This is a genomic window from Burkholderia sp. HI2714, assembly GCF_002223085.1.
GTDB lineage: Bacteria > Pseudomonadota > Gammaproteobacteria > Burkholderiales > Burkholderiaceae > Burkholderia > Burkholderia lata_D.
Window position 1 is genome coordinate 1 of sequence record NZ_NKFM01000059.1, and the last position, 15,732, is coordinate 15,732.

General features: G+C 59.1%; 17 protein-coding genes and 4 pseudogenes. 14 read left to right on the forward strand and 7 right to left on the reverse strand.

What is annotated here, in order from left to right:
- Together CFB82_RS33115 and CFB82_RS33120 are read left to right on the forward strand one after the other, a co-directional pair.
- Positions 1-251: pseudogene (locus tag CFB82_RS33115) on the forward strand (CDP-6-deoxy-delta-3,4-glucoseen reductase); the annotation flags it as partial.
- 239 nt (positions 252-490) lie between these two features.
- Positions 491-943: a glycine zipper domain-containing protein gene (locus CFB82_RS33120; protein ID WP_069250434.1), complete on the forward strand. Its 453-nt coding sequence runs from the start codon at positions 491-493 to the stop codon at positions 941-943.
- 1,405 nt (positions 944-2,348) lie between these two features.
- Here CFB82_RS33120 and CFB82_RS33130 read toward each other — a convergent pair.
- The gene (locus CFB82_RS33130) at positions 2,349-3,473 is read right to left on the reverse strand and encodes a porin (protein WP_089486736.1); all 1,125 of its coding nucleotides are present in this window, start codon (positions 3,471-3,473) and stop codon (positions 2,349-2,351) included.
- Positions 3,474-4,371: 898 nt separating this feature from the next.
- Here CFB82_RS33130 and CFB82_RS33135 point away from each other — a divergent pair.
- Positions 4,372-5,592 carry an MFS transporter gene (locus CFB82_RS33135; protein WP_089486737.1) on the forward strand — a complete coding sequence of 407 codons (1,221 nt, stop codon included), beginning with the start codon at positions 4,372-4,374 and terminating at the stop codon, positions 5,590-5,592.
- 287 nt (positions 5,593-5,879) lie between these two features.
- Here CFB82_RS33135 and thrS read toward each other — a convergent pair whose 3' ends face one another.
- Positions 5,880-7,088 (reverse strand): threonine--tRNA ligase, encoded by a 1,209-nt coding sequence (thrS, locus tag CFB82_RS33140; RefSeq protein WP_083266195.1) that lies wholly within the window; start codon positions 7,086-7,088, stop codon positions 5,880-5,882.
- A gap of 883 nt (positions 7,089-7,971) precedes the next feature.
- On the opposite strand from thrS, the gene CFB82_RS33145 reads away from it, so the two are divergent.
- The 3 genes from CFB82_RS33145 to CFB82_RS33150 all read left to right on the forward strand — a co-directional run bounded on the left by CFB82_RS33145 (position 7,972) and on the right by CFB82_RS33150 (position 9,729).
- Positions 7,972-8,322: a DUF2384 domain-containing protein gene (locus tag CFB82_RS33145; protein ID WP_069250429.1), complete on the forward strand. Its 351-nt coding sequence runs from the start codon at positions 7,972-7,974 to the stop codon at positions 8,320-8,322.
- 874 nt (positions 8,323-9,196) lie between these two features.
- Entirely contained in the window at positions 9,197-9,352 is a 156-nt protein-coding gene (locus CFB82_RS43470; protein ID WP_171026816.1) for a hypothetical protein, read from the forward strand.
- Positions 9,353-9,480: 128 nt separating this feature from the next.
- Positions 9,481-9,729, forward strand: a complete 249-nt coding sequence (locus CFB82_RS33150; RefSeq protein WP_231937873.1) for a hypothetical protein — start codon at positions 9,481-9,483, stop codon at positions 9,727-9,729.
- Between the two features lie 22 nt (positions 9,730-9,751).
- Here the strand turns inward: CFB82_RS33150 and CFB82_RS43475 are convergent, their stop codons facing one another.
- Both CFB82_RS43475 and CFB82_RS44225 read right to left on the reverse strand, forming a co-directional pair.
- Complete coding sequence (locus tag CFB82_RS43475) at positions 9,752-9,901, reverse strand: hypothetical protein (protein WP_156814593.1); 150 nt, start codon at positions 9,899-9,901, stop codon at positions 9,752-9,754.
- Positions 9,902-9,987: 86 nt separating this feature from the next.
- A pseudogene (locus tag CFB82_RS44225) lies at positions 9,988-10,227 on the reverse strand (hypothetical protein); the annotation flags it as partial.
- A 422-nt stretch (positions 10,228-10,649) separates the two neighbouring features.
- Here CFB82_RS44225 and CFB82_RS33160 point away from each other — a divergent pair.
- The gene (locus tag CFB82_RS33160; RefSeq protein ID WP_046548875.1) at positions 10,650-10,889 is read left to right on the forward strand and encodes a hypothetical protein; all 240 of its coding nucleotides are present in this window, start codon (positions 10,650-10,652) and stop codon (positions 10,887-10,889) included.
- Between the two features lie 68 nt (positions 10,890-10,957).
- A complete protein-coding gene (locus CFB82_RS33165; protein WP_089446799.1) occupies positions 10,958-11,197 on the forward strand; it encodes a hypothetical protein in 240 nt (79 codons plus the stop codon).
- 271 nt (positions 11,198-11,468) lie between these two features.
- On the opposite strand, the gene CFB82_RS33175 is transcribed toward CFB82_RS33165, so the two are convergent.
- Together CFB82_RS33175 and CFB82_RS33180 are read right to left on the reverse strand one after the other, a co-directional pair.
- Positions 11,469-11,729, reverse strand: coding sequence for a hypothetical protein (locus CFB82_RS33175; RefSeq protein WP_046548873.1), 261 nt, complete (start codon positions 11,727-11,729; stop codon positions 11,469-11,471).
- 44 nt (positions 11,730-11,773) lie between these two features.
- Positions 11,774-12,067: a hypothetical protein gene (locus CFB82_RS33180; protein ID WP_089486738.1), complete on the reverse strand. Its 294-nt coding sequence runs from the start codon at positions 12,065-12,067 to the stop codon at positions 11,774-11,776.
- Between the two features lie 537 nt (positions 12,068-12,604).
- Between CFB82_RS33180 and CFB82_RS33190 the strand changes: the two genes are divergently transcribed.
- From CFB82_RS33190 to CFB82_RS33215, 6 genes and pseudogenes are all read left to right on the forward strand, one after another.
- Positions 12,605-12,802: a hypothetical protein gene (locus CFB82_RS33190; protein ID WP_012339007.1), complete on the forward strand. Its 198-nt coding sequence runs from the start codon at positions 12,605-12,607 to the stop codon at positions 12,800-12,802.
- Positions 12,803-12,865: 63 nt separating this feature from the next.
- Positions 12,866-13,138, forward strand: coding sequence for a hypothetical protein (locus tag CFB82_RS33195; protein ID WP_089486740.1), 273 nt, complete (start codon positions 12,866-12,868; stop codon positions 13,136-13,138).
- A gap of 48 nt (positions 13,139-13,186) precedes the next feature.
- Positions 13,187-13,474 (forward strand): hypothetical protein, encoded by a 288-nt coding sequence (locus tag CFB82_RS33200; protein ID WP_009907030.1) that lies wholly within the window; start codon positions 13,187-13,189, stop codon positions 13,472-13,474.
- A gap of 77 nt (positions 13,475-13,551) precedes the next feature.
- Positions 13,552-13,836 carry a hypothetical protein gene (locus CFB82_RS44485; protein ID WP_009907029.1) on the forward strand — a complete coding sequence of 95 codons (285 nt, stop codon included), beginning with the start codon at positions 13,552-13,554 and terminating at the stop codon, positions 13,834-13,836.
- Between the two features lie 179 nt (positions 13,837-14,015).
- Positions 14,016-14,238, forward strand: a pseudogene (locus CFB82_RS44235) (IS5/IS1182 family transposase); the annotation flags it as partial.
- 222 nt (positions 14,239-14,460) lie between these two features.
- Positions 14,461-14,640, forward strand: a complete 180-nt coding sequence (locus tag CFB82_RS33215) for a hypothetical protein (RefSeq protein ID WP_029227485.1) — start codon at positions 14,461-14,463, stop codon at positions 14,638-14,640.
- Positions 14,641-14,736: 96 nt separating this feature from the next.
- On the opposite strand, the pseudogene CFB82_RS33220 reads toward CFB82_RS33215, so the two are convergent.
- A pseudogene (locus CFB82_RS33220) lies at positions 14,737-15,540 on the reverse strand (DesA/ISL3 alpha bundle tail domain-containing protein); the annotation flags it as partial.
- Positions 15,541-15,732: the final 192 nt, after the last annotated feature.

Sequence of the window (15,732 nt, forward strand, 5' to 3'; positions counted from 1 at the left end):
CACGCGAGATCCCGAACTTCAAGTACGTGCCGGTGCTCTCCGAGCCGGACGCCGGCGATCAATGGACGGGCCGCACCGGCTTCGTCCATCGCGCGGTGATCGAGGATCTGCCCGATCTGTCGGGCCATCAGGTGTACGCATGCGGCGCGCCGGTGATGGTCGAATCCGCGCAGCGCGACTTCATTCGGCACCATCGACTGGCGGACGGCGAGTTTCTGGCGGATGCGTTCACGACGTCGATGCCGATGTAAGAGCTTGGCTTCTATGGACGTTTTTGTGCGGTTTGATGGAGAAACAATGGAGTCTGGATAAAAAAGCAGCGATGCCGAAGGGGCTTTCCAGGCGCACACAATCTGTTACGACAATGGCGATCCGGGTTTGAATGGGAGTGCTATCTTTCGCCGGCCTTTCGTTGAAAACACGCGTTGAAACGCATCGGCAGAAACGCAAGAAACCGGACTTCAGATTGAGCACAAGGAAGAGCATTCGCATGTTGAAGAAGATCGCCTCCGCATTCATCGTCACCGCGGCTGCGGTGATTTCACTGCCGGCCGCGGCAGACAACTGGGACAACGCGCTCGGTGGTGCGCTGGGCGGTATCGCCGGCGCAACCGTCGGCGATGCACTGGGCGGCCGCACCGGCGCGGTGGTGGGCGGCGCGATCGGTGGTGGCGCCGGCGGCGCGATCGCGGCGAATCGCGACGAGCGCGACGGCGCGATCATTGGCGGCGCACTCGGCGGCGGCGCGGGCACCGCGGCCGGCCATGCGATGGGCGGCCGCAACGGCGGGCTCCTCGGTGCGGCGCTCGGCGGTGGCGGCGGCGCGGCGCTGGGGGGCAACCTCGGCCGCAACGCGCGGGAGCGCGACGATGCACGGGACCGCGACAACATGCGCAGGATGCGTCGCAACAAACATCGATACGACGACGCGTACTACGACTGAAACGCTGACTGAGCCGTTCGTTGACGCCTGGCGAACGCGCATGCGATGAATTAAGTGCGCATTCCGCCCGTCATGTCACACGGTGCAATTTCGCTGTCGGCGCGCCCGCCGAGGTCGCGCTGACAGCATCACCATTCATGTCGTGTCTTGCACGGGGAGATGATCATTGTGCAAGGGAACCATCCGGTCGACGCGGCCGCACTTCGCGGTAACCGTTGGCGTTGCGGGATCCGTACTATTTCCAAACGGGATATGCACATCCCGAGGCTTTGAGGCCGGTATCGCGCTCAATTGTCTCTACGGCGAGTGCGGTTAGTAATCGCACATTGCGGGCACCATGTTCCCGCACTTATATTAATCGGCCGAGACTCCCAGACGTGGCCGCGATGGCATTGCCAAGTCAATTTGGTCCGCCGCCCCTGATACTCTTTCGATAAACACAGTCCACCACGAGCGGTCGCAAGCGCCCGCATGTCATCAATTGTCTGACGCAATTTGAGGCCGGCACATTGCCGACACCAGTGTCCGAGCCAAATCTGACTCGCTATCGCCATCCATTCGTGTCCCGCCGCGCAACGAAAAGGGTATTTTTCGGCTGAGCCCACATAAGCATCTGCCAAACAAACGCCTCCCTTTTCGCGGGCGGCCGCCTGCAGACGTGCCAATCCATTGGGATCAACCAGCCCGGAGGAGGTTAGCTTTGCGCAACGACCACACCAGGTTCCCCGGAAAATATCGTTTGCCCTGGCTTCCCAACGATGCCCCTTTGCACATTCGAATCGATATAGACGACTTTCGATCGTATAGTGAGCCGAAAGACATTTCCCGTCTCTCTCCTTTGCTTTAGCGTGAAGCCGGGCCAAACCATCCGAACAACCGCTGCGCCGCGTCGCGTCACTATGCGCGCAGTTCGGACACCAACGGCCCTCACTGATCTTCCTTCCCTCCACGCTCCACTCGTGTCCCGCTGCGCAACGAATTTGGTAACGCGCAAATAATCCAACGAATGGACCACTCAGCAGCGTCCCTCCTCGCTCTGCCAATTTCGCCAACCATCTATCACGAATATCTTCCTGCTGACAGGATGTGCATACCGGTGCACCGCCATTTCGATAGAGCAAGGTCAATGCCACACGCTCAAAAACATGCCCACGAGCGCAAGCGAACCGATGACGTGAATTGACACCCCTCCACTCGCTCGCCAAACATTGCCAACCATATTGGGCAACGCACTGTCTCAACCTCTCAAGCATGCTCCCTCACTTCGCCGTCACATTCCCGCCAAAATCGAAATCGACAATTCTCCATCATTTCGCAATACTGATGATTTTCCAGACTCGAATTCAGACATCAAAAAAAAGCGCCCGAAGGCGCTTTTTCGGAACCGACTAGCCAGCCGTCACGCTTAGAAGCGGTGACGCAGGCCGACCGTTGCGGCGGTTTGGCTGACCTTCGAGCTCGGGAACGCGTTGATGTCGCCGTTGTAGATCGATGCGCCCAAACCGGCGCCCTTCGTACCACGCTGGTACACCGCCTGAGCGTAGACGTCCGTACGCTTCGACAGGGAGTAATCAGCTTGCACGCCGAACTGATTCCAGTGCGTGCTGTTGCCGTTCTGCTTCGCGTTCGTGTACGTATAGGCAGCGCCCAAGCCGAGAGCCGGCGTCAGGTTGTACTTCGCGTTGACTTCGTAGTTGTCCGCGCGCAGCGTACCCAGGCCGTTCGTCTGGTTGTCGAGACGCGATTGCGTCCATGCCGCGCCGACTTGTGCCGGACCGAATGCATAGGCTGCGGCAATACCATACGTACGCGTACGGCCCTGAATGCCGAATGCGTTGCCGTTCGTATCGACAGTCGGGTTCACCGCGCCCGACGTGGACAGGCCCGCGTTGTTCGCTTGCGAGTACGCTGCGCCCAGCTTCAGGCCTTCGTACTGGTACGACAGGCCGGCGCTGTATGCACGGTTGTTGGCAAAGTTCGTGCTGTTCGAGAACGAGTACGTGCCACCGAATTGCAGGCCAGCGTAGTATGCGCTCGTGAACTTGATCGTGTTGTTCAGCGCGACGTCGCCGTTCGTGCTCAGGCGGTCATTGTTCAGCGGGTGCGCGAAGTACGTGCCGCCCCACGAGCCCGTTGCCGTCAGCGGTGCCAGGTAGTCTTGCGTTGCGTCGTACTGCTTACCCAGCGTGACCGTGCCGTACTGGCTCGACAGGCCGACGAATGCCTGGCGGTTGAACATGCCGCCGTTGCCGTTCGCGAACTTGCCGTTACCGATGTTGAAGCCGCTTTCCAACGTGAAGATTGCCTTCAGGCCGCCACCGAGGTCTTCCGAGCCACGCAGGCCGAAACGGCTCTGGTCAATGCCCGAACCCATCGAAAAGCGCGACTTGCCTTCGCCCGATGCGGTCTGGACGTTGCTTTGGTAGGTGATGCCTGCGTCCAGCACGCCGTACAGCGTCACGCTGCTTTGCGCGTGAGCGACGGTAGCGAACGCTGCCGCAGCGGCTGCAACGATCAGGGTCTTGTTCATTCGTGGTGCTCCCTTCTAAAAAGAGGCAGGTCTCGCGACCTTGTTCATAAACGGTCTGCAACCGCCCGGAGGAACTTGTTTCGTTGGTCATGCCCGGATGGATGCCCGTTTGGGAATCGCGAGTGTAAGAGCGGTGAAAGTAACGAGACCCACGACTAAATAGAAATTGTGTATTTCTCTTTTCGCAACGGAAAACTCATACAAATACACAAGGCACTGTTATTAAATGATTTTGTTGCTTGCCGCCATGAATACTCATACGGCGTCTTTGCCGCGATTTTCTTATGCACATGCCTTGACAGTAGCCAAAAAACTACGCCGCACAATCTCAACAATTCCCTGAGCACGCCAGATCGCTTGTCCGCGCCCAGCTTGATCGACTTCATCCCGACGTACTCCCTCGGCAACGGTTGATCCATAGTCTCGATAGTGCTGACCTCCTCGGCGGGACCGGGAACGGGAGAGCTCTGCTTGTTCGCTGCGTCGCGATCGCAAGGCAGTGTCGCTGCCAGGGAACACCGCGACGGACTATGTTGGCCACCCAGGCAACCCACAAAAATGTAGATAAACTACATTGCGGCTATCCAGATCCCCCCTAACACCTCCAAGGCAGATATACAGAATCACCGTAAATTCCCGGTATCCCGCCCTTGACCAGCCGCGCCGTCAGCGGTTAATGTTGAAAAACTACATGATTTAGCCGGCTATTCTGATACGGGCACTGGCTTGCTTTTTCGTGGTTTCGCTTCCGCTGTGACAACCTGGGGTCTGCAGAAGCGTCCGCTTACTGAGGCTCGATACGCTCATTCCGGGAGGCCCCGGAGTACCGGACCTCCCGGCAACGTCCGCAGGAGCGCGCCTGCATCGCGTGCTCCGTGCAAAAGAAAGGTGACTGTTCGTGCGCGCCCAGCATCAAGCCTTTTTCCATTCGCTTTTCCTTGCCCGCCTCGCCGACCAAATTCTGTTGTTTCTCGTGCCGCTGGTCATCTTTCAGATGACAGGACGCGTGTCCTGGTCGGGCATCGCGTTTTCGCTCGAAACACTGCCGAGATACCTGTGCTTCCCGTTTCTAGGCGCGCTTTGCGACCGGTATTCGCCTACGAAACTGATACGCGTCAGTCAGGTTCTCCGCGCGGCGGTATGCATCGCGGGCGTCGCCGCCTACGACCTCGTCGGCGGCATCGGATGGCTGATCGCGCTGTCCGCGTTGTGCGGCATGCTGACGAGTCAGGGCATCGTTGCGCGCGAAGTGATGCTGCCGCAGATATTCAGCAACCATCGCTTCGAAAAGGTATTGTCGTATTCGCAATTGGCCGACCAGCTTGGTCTGGTGCTCGGCCCCATGCTCGCGGCGATCCTGCTGTCGTGGTGGCGCTGGGAATTCGTCGTGGTGGCCGCGGCCGTGCTGTTTGTCACGGCCGACGTCGCGCTTGCCTATTGGCAAAAGGCCAGCGCGTTCGAATTCGTGATGCCGGAAGGCACGCACGGCACCTGGTTCACACCGATCAAGACGGCCTTGTCTCACGCCATCCATCTCCCGGGCCTCAAGTCCGTCATCATGTTGGCTGCCGCGGAGAACCTCGTGATCGGCGTCACGCTCGCGACATCCGCCGCGATGGTCACCGGCTTTCATCACGAAAGCGGACGCTATTACGCAGGACTGCAAACGGCTGGCGCGTGCGTGACGATCGCGATTCTGCTGATGACGGCGAGGTTGCATGTCCCGAGGCGCGTCCTCGGCCTCGTCGGCTTCGGGTCGATCTGTGTCGGCGGCGTTATCGCGGCAGCCAGCCCGGGAATTGCGGGGTACGTTTTCGGCTTCCTGCTGATCGTCGGATTCGACAAGATGTTCAACGTGTACATCCGGAGCACGCGGCAGAAGATCATCCCCACGCGCGACTACGGCAAGACGACGGGAGTCGTCATCCTCCTCAACAACATGACACAGCCGCTCGCGGGCGTCGCGGTAGGCGCGTTCTCGACGCGTTTCGGACCAGACACGGTGATCATGGTGCTGTCCGTGTGCATGGGTTGCCTCGGGTTGCTGGTCTCGCTCGCACCCCGCATTCGAAAAGGCCACAGCCCCTCGTCGGCCTCGGTGTCCTCGCATGAGGGCTGATGCCATGATTGAACGATTCCCGCAATACTTCGAGCGCAGCGCGCGCATCCGGCCCAGTTCGTCCATGCAAGTGCAACTGCCGATCTTGAACACCATCTCAAGCATCCGCTCACCGCACCGACACGATGCGGACTCACGACATCCTTCGGCCCATAGAATGATGCGTTCGATTGCTTCTCTCATAATTGTTAGAGTTACTGATCAAGTTATGTTTGAAAATCGATTCGATGAATTCTCAAGGTGTCATCAATCCGCCTGCAATAGCAGGAAACGGCCCCGTCGTCGAATCAGAACACCCGCGTCGCTGACGGAACGCGCGCATGCTGCTTGACGTATGCGAGCGCATCGTTGATCGTCAGAACGTGCTGCTCCCCGTCCCTCATTCGTAACGACACCTCTCCGGCCAGCGCCTCCTTGCGTCCTGCAATTGCGACGATCGGCGCGGCCAGTTCCCTTGCATCGAAGATCTTGCGCGGCAGGCGCTCGGCGCGGAAATCCCTCAGCACCCGACAGCCGGCGTCTTCGAAAGCGAACGCCGCGTTGTCGGCAAATGCGCGTTCATCTTTCCCAATGTTCGCAACGACGATCTGGTCTGGTGCCAGCCAGGTCGGCAACCATCCCTCGTAGTGTTCGAGAAGAATACCGATGAACCGTTCGAGGCTGCCCAGGATCGCGTGGTGCAACATGACGGGCGTTGCCTTCGCACCGTCCTCTGCGACATATGACGCACCGAGCCGTTCCGGCAATACGAAATCGAGCTGGATCGTCCCGCACTGCCACTTTCGTCCTTGGCGGTCGAGCAGATGAAATTCGAGCTTGGGACCATAAAATGCCCCCTCTCCCGCCTGGATCGCGAAATCGAGACCTGCCGCGCGTGCAGCGGATGCCAGCATCGCTTCCGAGCGATCCCAGACCGCATCGTCACCCGCGCGGACCGCCGGCCTCGTCGACAAAGCCACATCAAATTCGCCAAATCCGAAGTCTGCATAGATCGTCTTCAGCAACACACAGAATCGTGCGACTTCAACCTCGACCTGATCCTGCATGCAAAGCACGTGAGCGTCGTCCTGCGTGAACGCACGGGCACGCATGAGGCCATGCAACGCCCCGGACGGTTCGGCCCGGTGGACCGCCCCAAATTCGGAATATCGGATTGGGAGATCGCGGTAAGACCGACTGCCTTTTTTGAAAACCTGCACATGGCACGGACAACTCATCGGTTTGAGACAGTACGGATTGTTGTCACTCTCGAGTGAAAACATGTTTCGCCCGAATTTCTCCCAATGACCGCTCTGTTCCCAAAGATCGCGCGAGACGATCTGAGGCGTCCGCACTTCAGAAAAGCCCGCCTGACGCATCCGGACGCGGATATATTCCTCGACAACCCGATAAAGAACCATGCCGCGCGGATGCCAGAAGACGGCACCCGGACTTTCATCCTGCTGATGAAACAGATCGAGTTTGTTGCCGAGCACTCGGTGATCGAATTCGTCCATCGTATTCTCCATTGACTTGATACCGGTCGACGGAGCACAAAAAAGCCCCGTCCGTTTCCGGCGGGGCTTAGGGATGGTTTGAGGCACTGACTTACGACGTGCAACCTCCCCCCGGCCCGCCGTTGGCGGTCGTGGTAGTGGTCGCGGTAGTCGTAACGAAAAGTGCGTTCATGGGGCTAATCTAGTCAACCTGCCAACGTCTGTCAACAAACATTCGAGTCCAAATTCAGCGCCAAATTTTATGATTCGTTAAAAATCCTCAAACGGAAAATAAATGAAATTCACAGAAAGCATAATGAAATGCATTTTAAAGTAAACAAATGACGGTTTTATTCACGGACTGGAAGTTGCGGGCTATCAGAAAAGGCGATCGCCAGCAGGCCGTTCCCGAGATCAAGGAAAAGCAAGCCGATGCGAGGCGAGGACGGTTATAACGAATCGTTGCACAGTCTGGTGGTCAATGTGCAAGCCGGGGCAAATGGCCGAGTCGAACGCGACGTTGCCGCGGAGTTGTTGCAGGACGTCGCGCGACCAGATCGACGCATCACAAAACAAGTGTGGGCTCTCAGAAAAGTTGTCTTTGGCACCCTATACGAATCAAGGACTTGGACATCTTTTCTGAGACGACTGCATGGCGCTCGTCTCAGAAAAAGTGTCCTTGGGCACGGGAATTCTCAGAAAAGTCGTCTTCGGGATGTTGCCCGCTTCCGACCACGTGTCTCGGCGGCGCTTGGCAACAAGCATCGGCGCAGAAGTGCGCATCAGAATCCAACCAGACTGATCAGCATGTGCCATAAATGTGCATATAGTGTGCGTTGAGCAATCTGCTATGGATCCAAACGTCGACTAAGACCCAACGCCATCCGGTGGTTTCGACCAGTTCATGGAGTTGTTGAGGGACCGTGATAGCGGCGCGCCGATCGTCTCAGCTCGCCGGTTCGCGGCCGCCTTGTATATCGATATGCAAACGCTCTCACGGCTGGCCCATGTCCATCGCAATACCGTGAGCCGACTGGCGGGCTCTGAACGCGTGCAGAAGTTCCTTCGGGACGCACTTCGGATCATCCGAGCGGCTACCGATATCTCCGGCGACGTTCAGAGGGCGCTCTTCTGGTATCGCAATGAACCGTTGCCGACCTTTGATTGCAAGACTGCTGAGCAGCTCGTTTCAGAAGGGCGTACTGAAGACCTGCTGCGTTACGTTACATCGCTCGAGACCGGCGCGGCCGGATAGGGTCGGGTACATCCGTTGCGGATCTGCAAAATAGCGGCTACTTTCACGTCATGGCCAACCTATGTTCGGTAAAAGAAAACAGGGAGCGGGGCTTACCGGCTTGGACGTGGTTCCGCGGCATGTTCTCGCCCCACCTCCTCAAATGCCCGCTTGATGAGCGGGCATTTTCTTTTTCGCTCCCATTCGTCCGTATGTCCGCGCGAAAGTGTGTATTTCGCACCGGCTCGCACACAACGAACGGTAGTTTGCGGACCTCAACATCGGGTGACGGCGTCGCGAACGGCGTCTGTATCGGGCAGATGCGCATGCTGCGCTGCCAGGCTCGCCGCCTTGGCTTCGAGCGCTTCACGCAATGAGTACAGTTCTATAATCACTTGATGTGTGAGCCGCGTGACGGTCAGGCCTCACCGCGGCTCGTACGTCAACAGGATTTCCGCCTCGACGCCTGACGCATGCCGACAGATATCTCGGATTCGACTGAGCATGCGCCCCTATCGCCCGGGCGACCTGAGAGCAGCGATCCGTTCTGGATGTCGGCGGCGTCGAAGCTATCGGATGGCGCCTGTTGGCCCGGCGGCTGATCAACCGCAGCCTCTCGCAAGACGCATGAGCGCGCGCTTGCCGACATCCTGGTGGCGAGACAGCAGAAGTTCGCTTTCCGACGCGACCATTTTCCGGTGTATGACCTGCTTAATCGCTTGCGCCCCAGATCCTTGGAGATGGGGCGCAAGCGATCAGGCGGAGGTCGAGCGTACTTTCCCCAGGATCGTGCATGTGGAGGCGGTTCGTCCACGCGGCGTGGCGCAGGACTTGTGAATCCTTCCCCCAAGACGCCTAGAATTCAGTCATGGCTGCATTCCACAAGGAGGCTGTCATGACTCAGTCGATGATTGGTTGGGTGGTTGGTTTTGCGGTGGTCGCGGTGGTTGCAGTCGCGTTGGCGCGCCGTTACCGGAGCGAGCATTCAAGTATGGAAGTCGTTCAGTGGTTGGATTCCCATCACTTGGGGTGGATGCACCGCAAACATTGACTTCTCCGCGCTGCCGGCGATAGCCCCGCCTCACTGAAGTTTGCCGGGGACCAAACGCGCCGATGCAGGCGAGCGGATGAAGTCGGCTATGTCGTTGTCTCGCCAGGGGGCTTGGCAAGGAAGGCATCATGGATGATGAAGTGTGTACAACCCACACGCACGTGGCACGCCTTCGCGTGATGAAGACGATGTGTGGGCGCTATCGCGGAATCGTCCACTTGCACCACATCGGAGAGGATCCAGGCTCCTCTGAGCAACACGATACCGAAGAGGATTTTGCGACAGACGTGGAAGCGCGCGACGCCGCTCGAGCGCTCGCGCGCACTTTGCTAGAAGAACAAATCCAGGGGCACGAAAAGACGCAAGGAACCGATTGAACCTGCGTCGGCGGCTTGGTCGTTACGCAGCGTCGCTTGGCAACACGACGCCCATTAGCGCGTAGCGCGGCAGTTGCATAATGCGGCCGCTCACCCGCTGATCTGCTTTGAGAGCGCTGGACAGAAAGGAATGTTGGTTTTTCGTCGCGAGTTTTCCGTTGACCGGCAGCATGGCGTCGGCTTGCCCAATTTCAGTTCGGGACGCGCATCTCCGATTGTCGCGTGCTCCCATGCATTGCTGCACATCAGAGATCCGCATCAACGTACTGCGTCGAGCATCCAATGTTCACCTTGGTTCTGGTCGATGATGTCTTCTGCATAACGTTGCGAAGCCCGACGTGCGTCACCGGCACTGACAAACGGCGAACCGTCGACAAGCTTGAAGGTCTGGCTCCGGGTCAGCGTGGTGTCAGTGCCGCGAAGGCAAACCTTGACCGGCGCGTCGAAACGAGCTTCGTAGTTGTGCGTGCGGACAGCGCCTGCTTGAAAGTGAGGGTACCGTCAGGGCACCATCTCCCCGCGTATCGGCGATTGTTCACACGCGGCTGAGCCGGTCGGTCCCGCGCCCAATCGGGGCGGCATGCCATGCGGCGGTTCGCGCAGAACTTTCGCTGTACAAGTTCGCCAATGGGCGTAGGATGGATTTGTTGACTGACTCGCTACCGATTCCCGCGCCACTCAAGGCGCCCCCCCTCCGAACGTGATCGGGCCTCTCATCGAAACCGCGCAATGCGGACGAGCGCGCCGCATATCGGCTGCGTATGCGAATCGCCTGATCGATGCATGTCTACAGGACACGAGCGTGTTGGATAACGCGTCCTGATCTCTTCCTCGGTCCATCCTGTTTCTGCGTCCGCGGCGCCGCCAAAGACTCAAACACGCCTCGCGCATGGCGCACCGGCAACGTCGGGAGGCTGGATATGAACAGAAAAGACTTGTTGAAATGGATTCGACGCGATGGTTCTGGTGTCATCGAACAGTTCCTTCCGTATGACGCTCGTGCCGAGATGGACGGCGTCATTCTCGATCGTCGTCATGAAATCGATGAGGATGCCTTCCTGATGTTTTTCTCGATTCGCGCGCTGTTGCGCAAAGGCGGAATGGCGAGCTGCGAATCGGACCAGGAAGCAGGCCAGATCATGGCACTCCTCAAGCTTTGACTGTTCTGGTCGCGACGATACACTTCGCGGTGGCCACGGGCCCCGCAGCAACTGAAGGAGGAAGGAAAATGCAAGTCGACCCAACCCGATTCCATGTCGACCCGACACCGCGCAGGGCCGACGGGGAATACATGGCACACGTGCGGATCAGCATCGATCGTGCAGACGGCAGTGAGTGCGACGTTCAACTGAGCGGAGATCTGGCTGGCTTCGACGTTCGCGAGGATGCGATTGCCTTTGCGAAAAACTGGGCGCTCGAATGGCTCGACGCGCATTTGGCCGACGATCTCCCCGCGTCGATGAATTGAAATTCGGGTGGCACGCCAGCCGCCCGAGCAATCAGGGCGTCGCCGGGATCGAGGCCGACGGCAATACATGCTGCTGCCAAAGCAGGCTGACGCGGTGTCGAAGGTCGGTCGAGAGGATGGCCATCCTTGGAGGGCCACAGACCAAGGCAGCAAGCACGCCCTCTAACGGGCTCATCATCGCCAGATCGGGCCGCATGCGTTCCGCATCCTCGAAGTCCGCGACTCTCGTGAGCCGAACTTCCTCCCAAGTGTGGCGCGTCGCGTCGGGATATCATTCCAGTCGATCGAAGGCACCCGCTTCAAGATCTTTCCTGAAATGCTGTAGCCAGTCGCTTTCGTCGCCGATCACGTATTCCTTCGTAATCTGCGTCGAGAGCCTGGTGATGGTGACATAGCCCTGTAGACCGAGGTTCTCATCACCCTTCGGGTCGGTCGTATCCGTTTCCTGAAGATCGAAATCGCCCTCTGCCAAGCCACGGCGCTCCAAGGTCGCCAGAAAGTCTCTGTATTCATCCGATTCGATCAGCCGCATATCCGGCCCCCTCGTGTTCAGCAGAGATGTCGCGCGGCTCGATGTCACGGGGCCGACGGCACGCGTTCGAGCGTTGAAATCATGCACACCGAACTCACGCGGAATACCTCACGATCCCCCACATACGGCGCTACCGGGAAGCAAGCTTCCGGGGAGCCGACATCGCTGTTGCCGTCACCCGGGGGTAGCAGCATGTCTTTGAGCATCGCGCTCAGCTCCGGCGTGTCCCATGGCAGGCCACGCCTGGTTCGGACCTTTATGTAGTGTTTCACTTCCGCGTCCTGCTCCGCGGTTAGCGGCAGCCCCTGGAAGGTGCTTTTGGGGTCAGAGTCTCTCATCGCTGTCTCCTCCTGCAATGGCGTCTTCAGTGTAGTCCCGTTACGACCACGAGAGTCGTGACCGAAGCGCTCATTCGTCGAATCAATTGCCGTGCGTCGCTGCGGCAGGCAACAGCTGGCCGTCGGCTGTCGTTGGCTGCCTACGTCACCATGACATTCGATCTGCCGATTCCGTCAGTCAAAGGAGATTCCGTCCGTTCAGGACCGACTTATCATGTAGGAATGCGAATTGATATGACCATGCACTCAGACAATATTCGACCGAAGCGGACCAGCGACGGCCCATGGCTGTAACTGACCGACCCGGTTCACGGGATGCATCGGGCGATGCGGGCAATGACATGGCTCACGCAGGCCTTAACCGATCCATATGTGCGTAGCATGTTGACGTCAACGGAACAGGACACCAGGTCGAACCGCTACTGGCCGGCTTCGGCTTGTGGCTGCGGGCACGCCAGAGAGTGAACATCGAGCGTGCGAAGGAGTAGGGGCGGACGCCACCGATCGCCTATGCTGGAAGCTCACGAGGAGCCGACTATGACGCCACATGACGTGATGATGATCTTCGAGCGGATGAACGCAGAGGGAAAGGCGGCCGCCGATCTGGACCATGCTTGTGCCGGATTCGCTGGCTGGTTGGCGGAGGCATGGAGTCGATTGAATGAGGATGAGATCGCAGTTCTGACGTCGATCGGCGCCTCGCTGTATCGCGAGGGGTATGCGAGGCGGTACTAGGCAGGCTCGGGGGCCAGCGTGAAGATATGGGCGGGGCGGACCGAAAGGGCGTATAAAGTCCGAATGACTATCCCCTCCGTTACCGCCGAGTCGGTCCTGGGCCTGTTCCGGCTCATTGCCGGGAGGGAGGAGCGCCGGACTTCCGGCGAGTCAGCAAGGATGGCGGCGCTCCTGGCTCTTGCCGAGCACCTTGCACGCAACCATCGGGCAATGACAGAAGATGGTTGGGATGCAGCCGTCCGTGTTGGCGGCCTGTTGTTGCAAGCGGAAATGATCAACAACGACGCTGACACGGTGGCGCTTGAGCTGCTAAGCCGGCTGCGGCAGCGGAAATGAAAAGCGCGTTCGAGCGTATAGCGAGTCGCCCCCTGTGGAGTGGCCAACATGTCGACACACCTGCTTCTTCTCTACAAGGGGTACGAACTTCATCCCCTCGTCTTCGCCCGTACATTCAGTCGCTTTGACGGACATTCCCGTTACGCCGAAGGGTATGACATCGCGGTACGGATATGCCGCCCGGGCGCGATAGCAACCTCCGCCGCGAGCCGTATTTTCAGGCTGGACCAATCGCATGCATACTCCGACTTTGGTATAGCAAGGCGTGCCGCCCGGCAGCAGGGAAAGGACATCATCGACGGAAAGGTGAGTGGAGCTTCGGTCATCGACATGTAGTTCGGTCAAACGCAGCGGTCGGCCACGACGACGCGAGAAGCTGAACGCACGCATTCTTCCTCACCGGTATCGCCACCATGCAAAGTGATCGCAATGCGATTCCGTACTACCTTGTCTTACGGACTGACTGTCCACCGTATGTTCTGAACGCTGACCGCCACGTGCTGCGCCGCGAGGCAAGCCCTCTCCTGCGAGCGTTCGCGAGAGCCCGCGGCGCGCCGACCTCGATCGCGGACGACGCATGGAGCGACTTTTCCGGCTCGGAATCCATTTCGCTCCTTGAGCGCACGGAGATGCGGGCCTATGCACTGGTTCGCGGGGCCGAAAGCGAACATCAACTCCGGTTACTTGCTGCTCTCTGACTGCACCAACCTGCGCATTCCTTGCGGACGGCGAGCTCAGCGGCCTATTCGAAACGAGGTCTGTTTGCGAAGGCATTCAGTCCGAAAAATCGTCGATGGCGGCGTGACTGGAGGTACGCACATCTTCGATCGATCAACCCGGGTGGGCATGGTTATGGCAGCCTCATGCCGAGCGGTAAATCAACCGCTATAGTCACGCCCCTCGTGAACACCTGTCGAGAAGTATCGATCACTTCCTGGATCTGCGTGATCTGCGCCACAATCTCGCGCCGTTCTACAGCCCGATGGGTTGGCCATCGGCTGATCCGGAGCTCATGACCCGCAGGTTGCGTTGTGGGCTACTGCTTCGGGATCCGGTCCGAGCGTCGTCCATGCGTCGTAGCGCAGCAGGCTTTTGGGTGGCCGCTCGACATTTGGAAGCAGCCTTTAGGCGCATCACCACTTGATTGACCGAAACGGCTCTAGCAGCCACTGCACGGCAACGTACCGACTTCCCCTTCCCACTCGCCCATCCTGTACTCAACACCCGTGCATCTGACCGCGATATCTGACCGCGATCCTGTTCGAGCGATCCGACTCGATGCGGCCCCTCGCTACGCGAGCACACCTCACTTCGGAGGATCTATGAAATATTATCCAAGCACATTACCCGATCGACACGACCAGGTGACCCGACAAAAGGACCGCGACGATCTGGCCCGAGCCGATATCGAACGGGCCGAAAAGCGTACCCGCGACTATGCCGGCATCGATTCCAATGCGAGCAAGTGGCGCTATTCCGATTCCGACCGTCAGGTGAAGTAGTGGTGCAGCGTTGCTCCCGATACCGCCAGAGGATGGCGCTCGCCCCTCGCGTTGTTGCGCGCCGATCCCGCATGACGCGTCGCGGACGTTCCGGGATCAGGTATACCGCCGCAGGCGTATCGAAAAATCGGCGATCGCGGTGACATCGTTTTGCTCCGCGTAGCGGCACCAATTTTGCAACTGGACCAGCAATTGTTCGCGCGATGCGTGTGACCACGCCCACAGCTCGAGCAAAGCCTCATACCGCTCCACGTACACGCGTATTCGCCGGCTGGCATTGCGGCTCGTCAGCGCCTGCTGGTCGGGCTTGTCCCGATAGCCCCAGGCCTGGCGCAGCCACCGTTTCATACCAAGCACGAACGCGCGCTTGTCGTCGCGGCTCATGTCCTTGATGCGGCGCAGCTCCCACCGGCAGGCGCGCTCGAACATGCGCGCATAGGCGGCCATGACTTCATGTCGGTTGCGGATGATCGCTTGCAGCGTCGCGTCGTCGACCACAGCCTTGTTCGAGAGCAGGCGCGGCTTCGTTGCTACCCGCCGAATGGTCGCCAATCTCAATGCTGCCAGCAGGCGAATGTACAGCCAGCCGATGTCGAACTCGAACCATCGGTTCGACAGCCTAGCGGACGTCACGTACGCGTGGTGATTGTTATGCAACTCTTCTCCGCCGATCAGGATGCCCAGCGGGAAGAGGTTGGTGCTCGCATCGGACGTGGCGATATTCCGATAACCGCCGAAGTGGCTGCCACCATTGACCACGCCGCCGGCCCAGAACGGAATCCACATCATCTGGATCGCCCACGCCGACACGCCGGGCAGCCCGGACAGCCCGACGCCGAGACTCGGATAGCGAGCATAGACGTGGCGTTCGAGCCAGTCGTCCGGCGTGCCCACCCCATACCCGGATCCGAACCTACCTGCATGAGATCGGATCCCTGGAGATCGTTCTCTAGCGTACCGACACACCCCGTTACTATCTTCACGCCCCGATAATCGGGGCTTTGGCCAGCCAGACCCGGCATGATTCCCGCCCCCAGTCGCAGTCATGATCCGGGGGGTGTTGTCACCGGGTCTGGTGGGTGGCTGGTGATC

Bases quoted from the DNA above. Each gene is read 5' to 3' on its own strand.
- CFB82_RS33120 (WP_069250434.1), top strand. From the start codon at position 491: ATGTTGAAGAAGATCGCCTCCGCATTCATCGTCACCGCGGCTGCGGTG.
- CFB82_RS33130 (WP_089486736.1), bottom strand. From the start codon at position 3,473: ATGAACAAGACCCTGATCGTTGCAGCCGCTGCGGCAGCGTTCGCTACC.
- thrS (WP_083266195.1), bottom strand. From the start codon at position 7,088: ATGGACGAATTCGATCACCGAGTGCTCGGCAACAAACTCGATCTGTTT.
- CFB82_RS33145 (WP_069250429.1), top strand. From the start codon at position 7,972: ATGGAGTTGTTGAGGGACCGTGATAGCGGCGCGCCGATCGTCTCAGCT.
- CFB82_RS43470 (WP_171026816.1), top strand. From the start codon at position 9,197: ATGACTCAGTCGATGATTGGTTGGGTGGTTGGTTTTGCGGTGGTCGCG.
- CFB82_RS33150 (WP_231937873.1), top strand. From the start codon at position 9,481: ATGGATGATGAAGTGTGTACAACCCACACGCACGTGGCACGCCTTCGC.
- CFB82_RS43475 (WP_156814593.1), bottom strand. From the start codon at position 9,901: ATGCTGCCGGTCAACGGAAAACTCGCGACGAAAAACCAACATTCCTTT.
- CFB82_RS33160 (WP_046548875.1), top strand. From the start codon at position 10,650: ATGAACAGAAAAGACTTGTTGAAATGGATTCGACGCGATGGTTCTGGT.
- CFB82_RS33165 (WP_089446799.1), top strand. From the start codon at position 10,958: ATGCAAGTCGACCCAACCCGATTCCATGTCGACCCGACACCGCGCAGG.
- CFB82_RS33175 (WP_046548873.1), bottom strand. From the start codon at position 11,729: ATGCGGCTGATCGAATCGGATGAATACAGAGACTTTCTGGCGACCTTG.
- CFB82_RS33180 (WP_089486738.1), bottom strand. From the start codon at position 12,067: ATGAGAGACTCTGACCCCAAAAGCACCTTCCAGGGGCTGCCGCTAACC.
- CFB82_RS33190 (WP_012339007.1), top strand. From the start codon at position 12,605: ATGACGCCACATGACGTGATGATGATCTTCGAGCGGATGAACGCAGAG.
- CFB82_RS33195 (WP_089486740.1), top strand. From the start codon at position 12,866: ATGACTATCCCCTCCGTTACCGCCGAGTCGGTCCTGGGCCTGTTCCGG.
- CFB82_RS33200 (WP_009907030.1), top strand. From the start codon at position 13,187: ATGTCGACACACCTGCTTCTTCTCTACAAGGGGTACGAACTTCATCCC.
- CFB82_RS44485 (WP_009907029.1), top strand. From the start codon at position 13,552: ATGCAAAGTGATCGCAATGCGATTCCGTACTACCTTGTCTTACGGACT.
- CFB82_RS33215 (WP_029227485.1), top strand. From the start codon at position 14,461: ATGAAATATTATCCAAGCACATTACCCGATCGACACGACCAGGTGACC.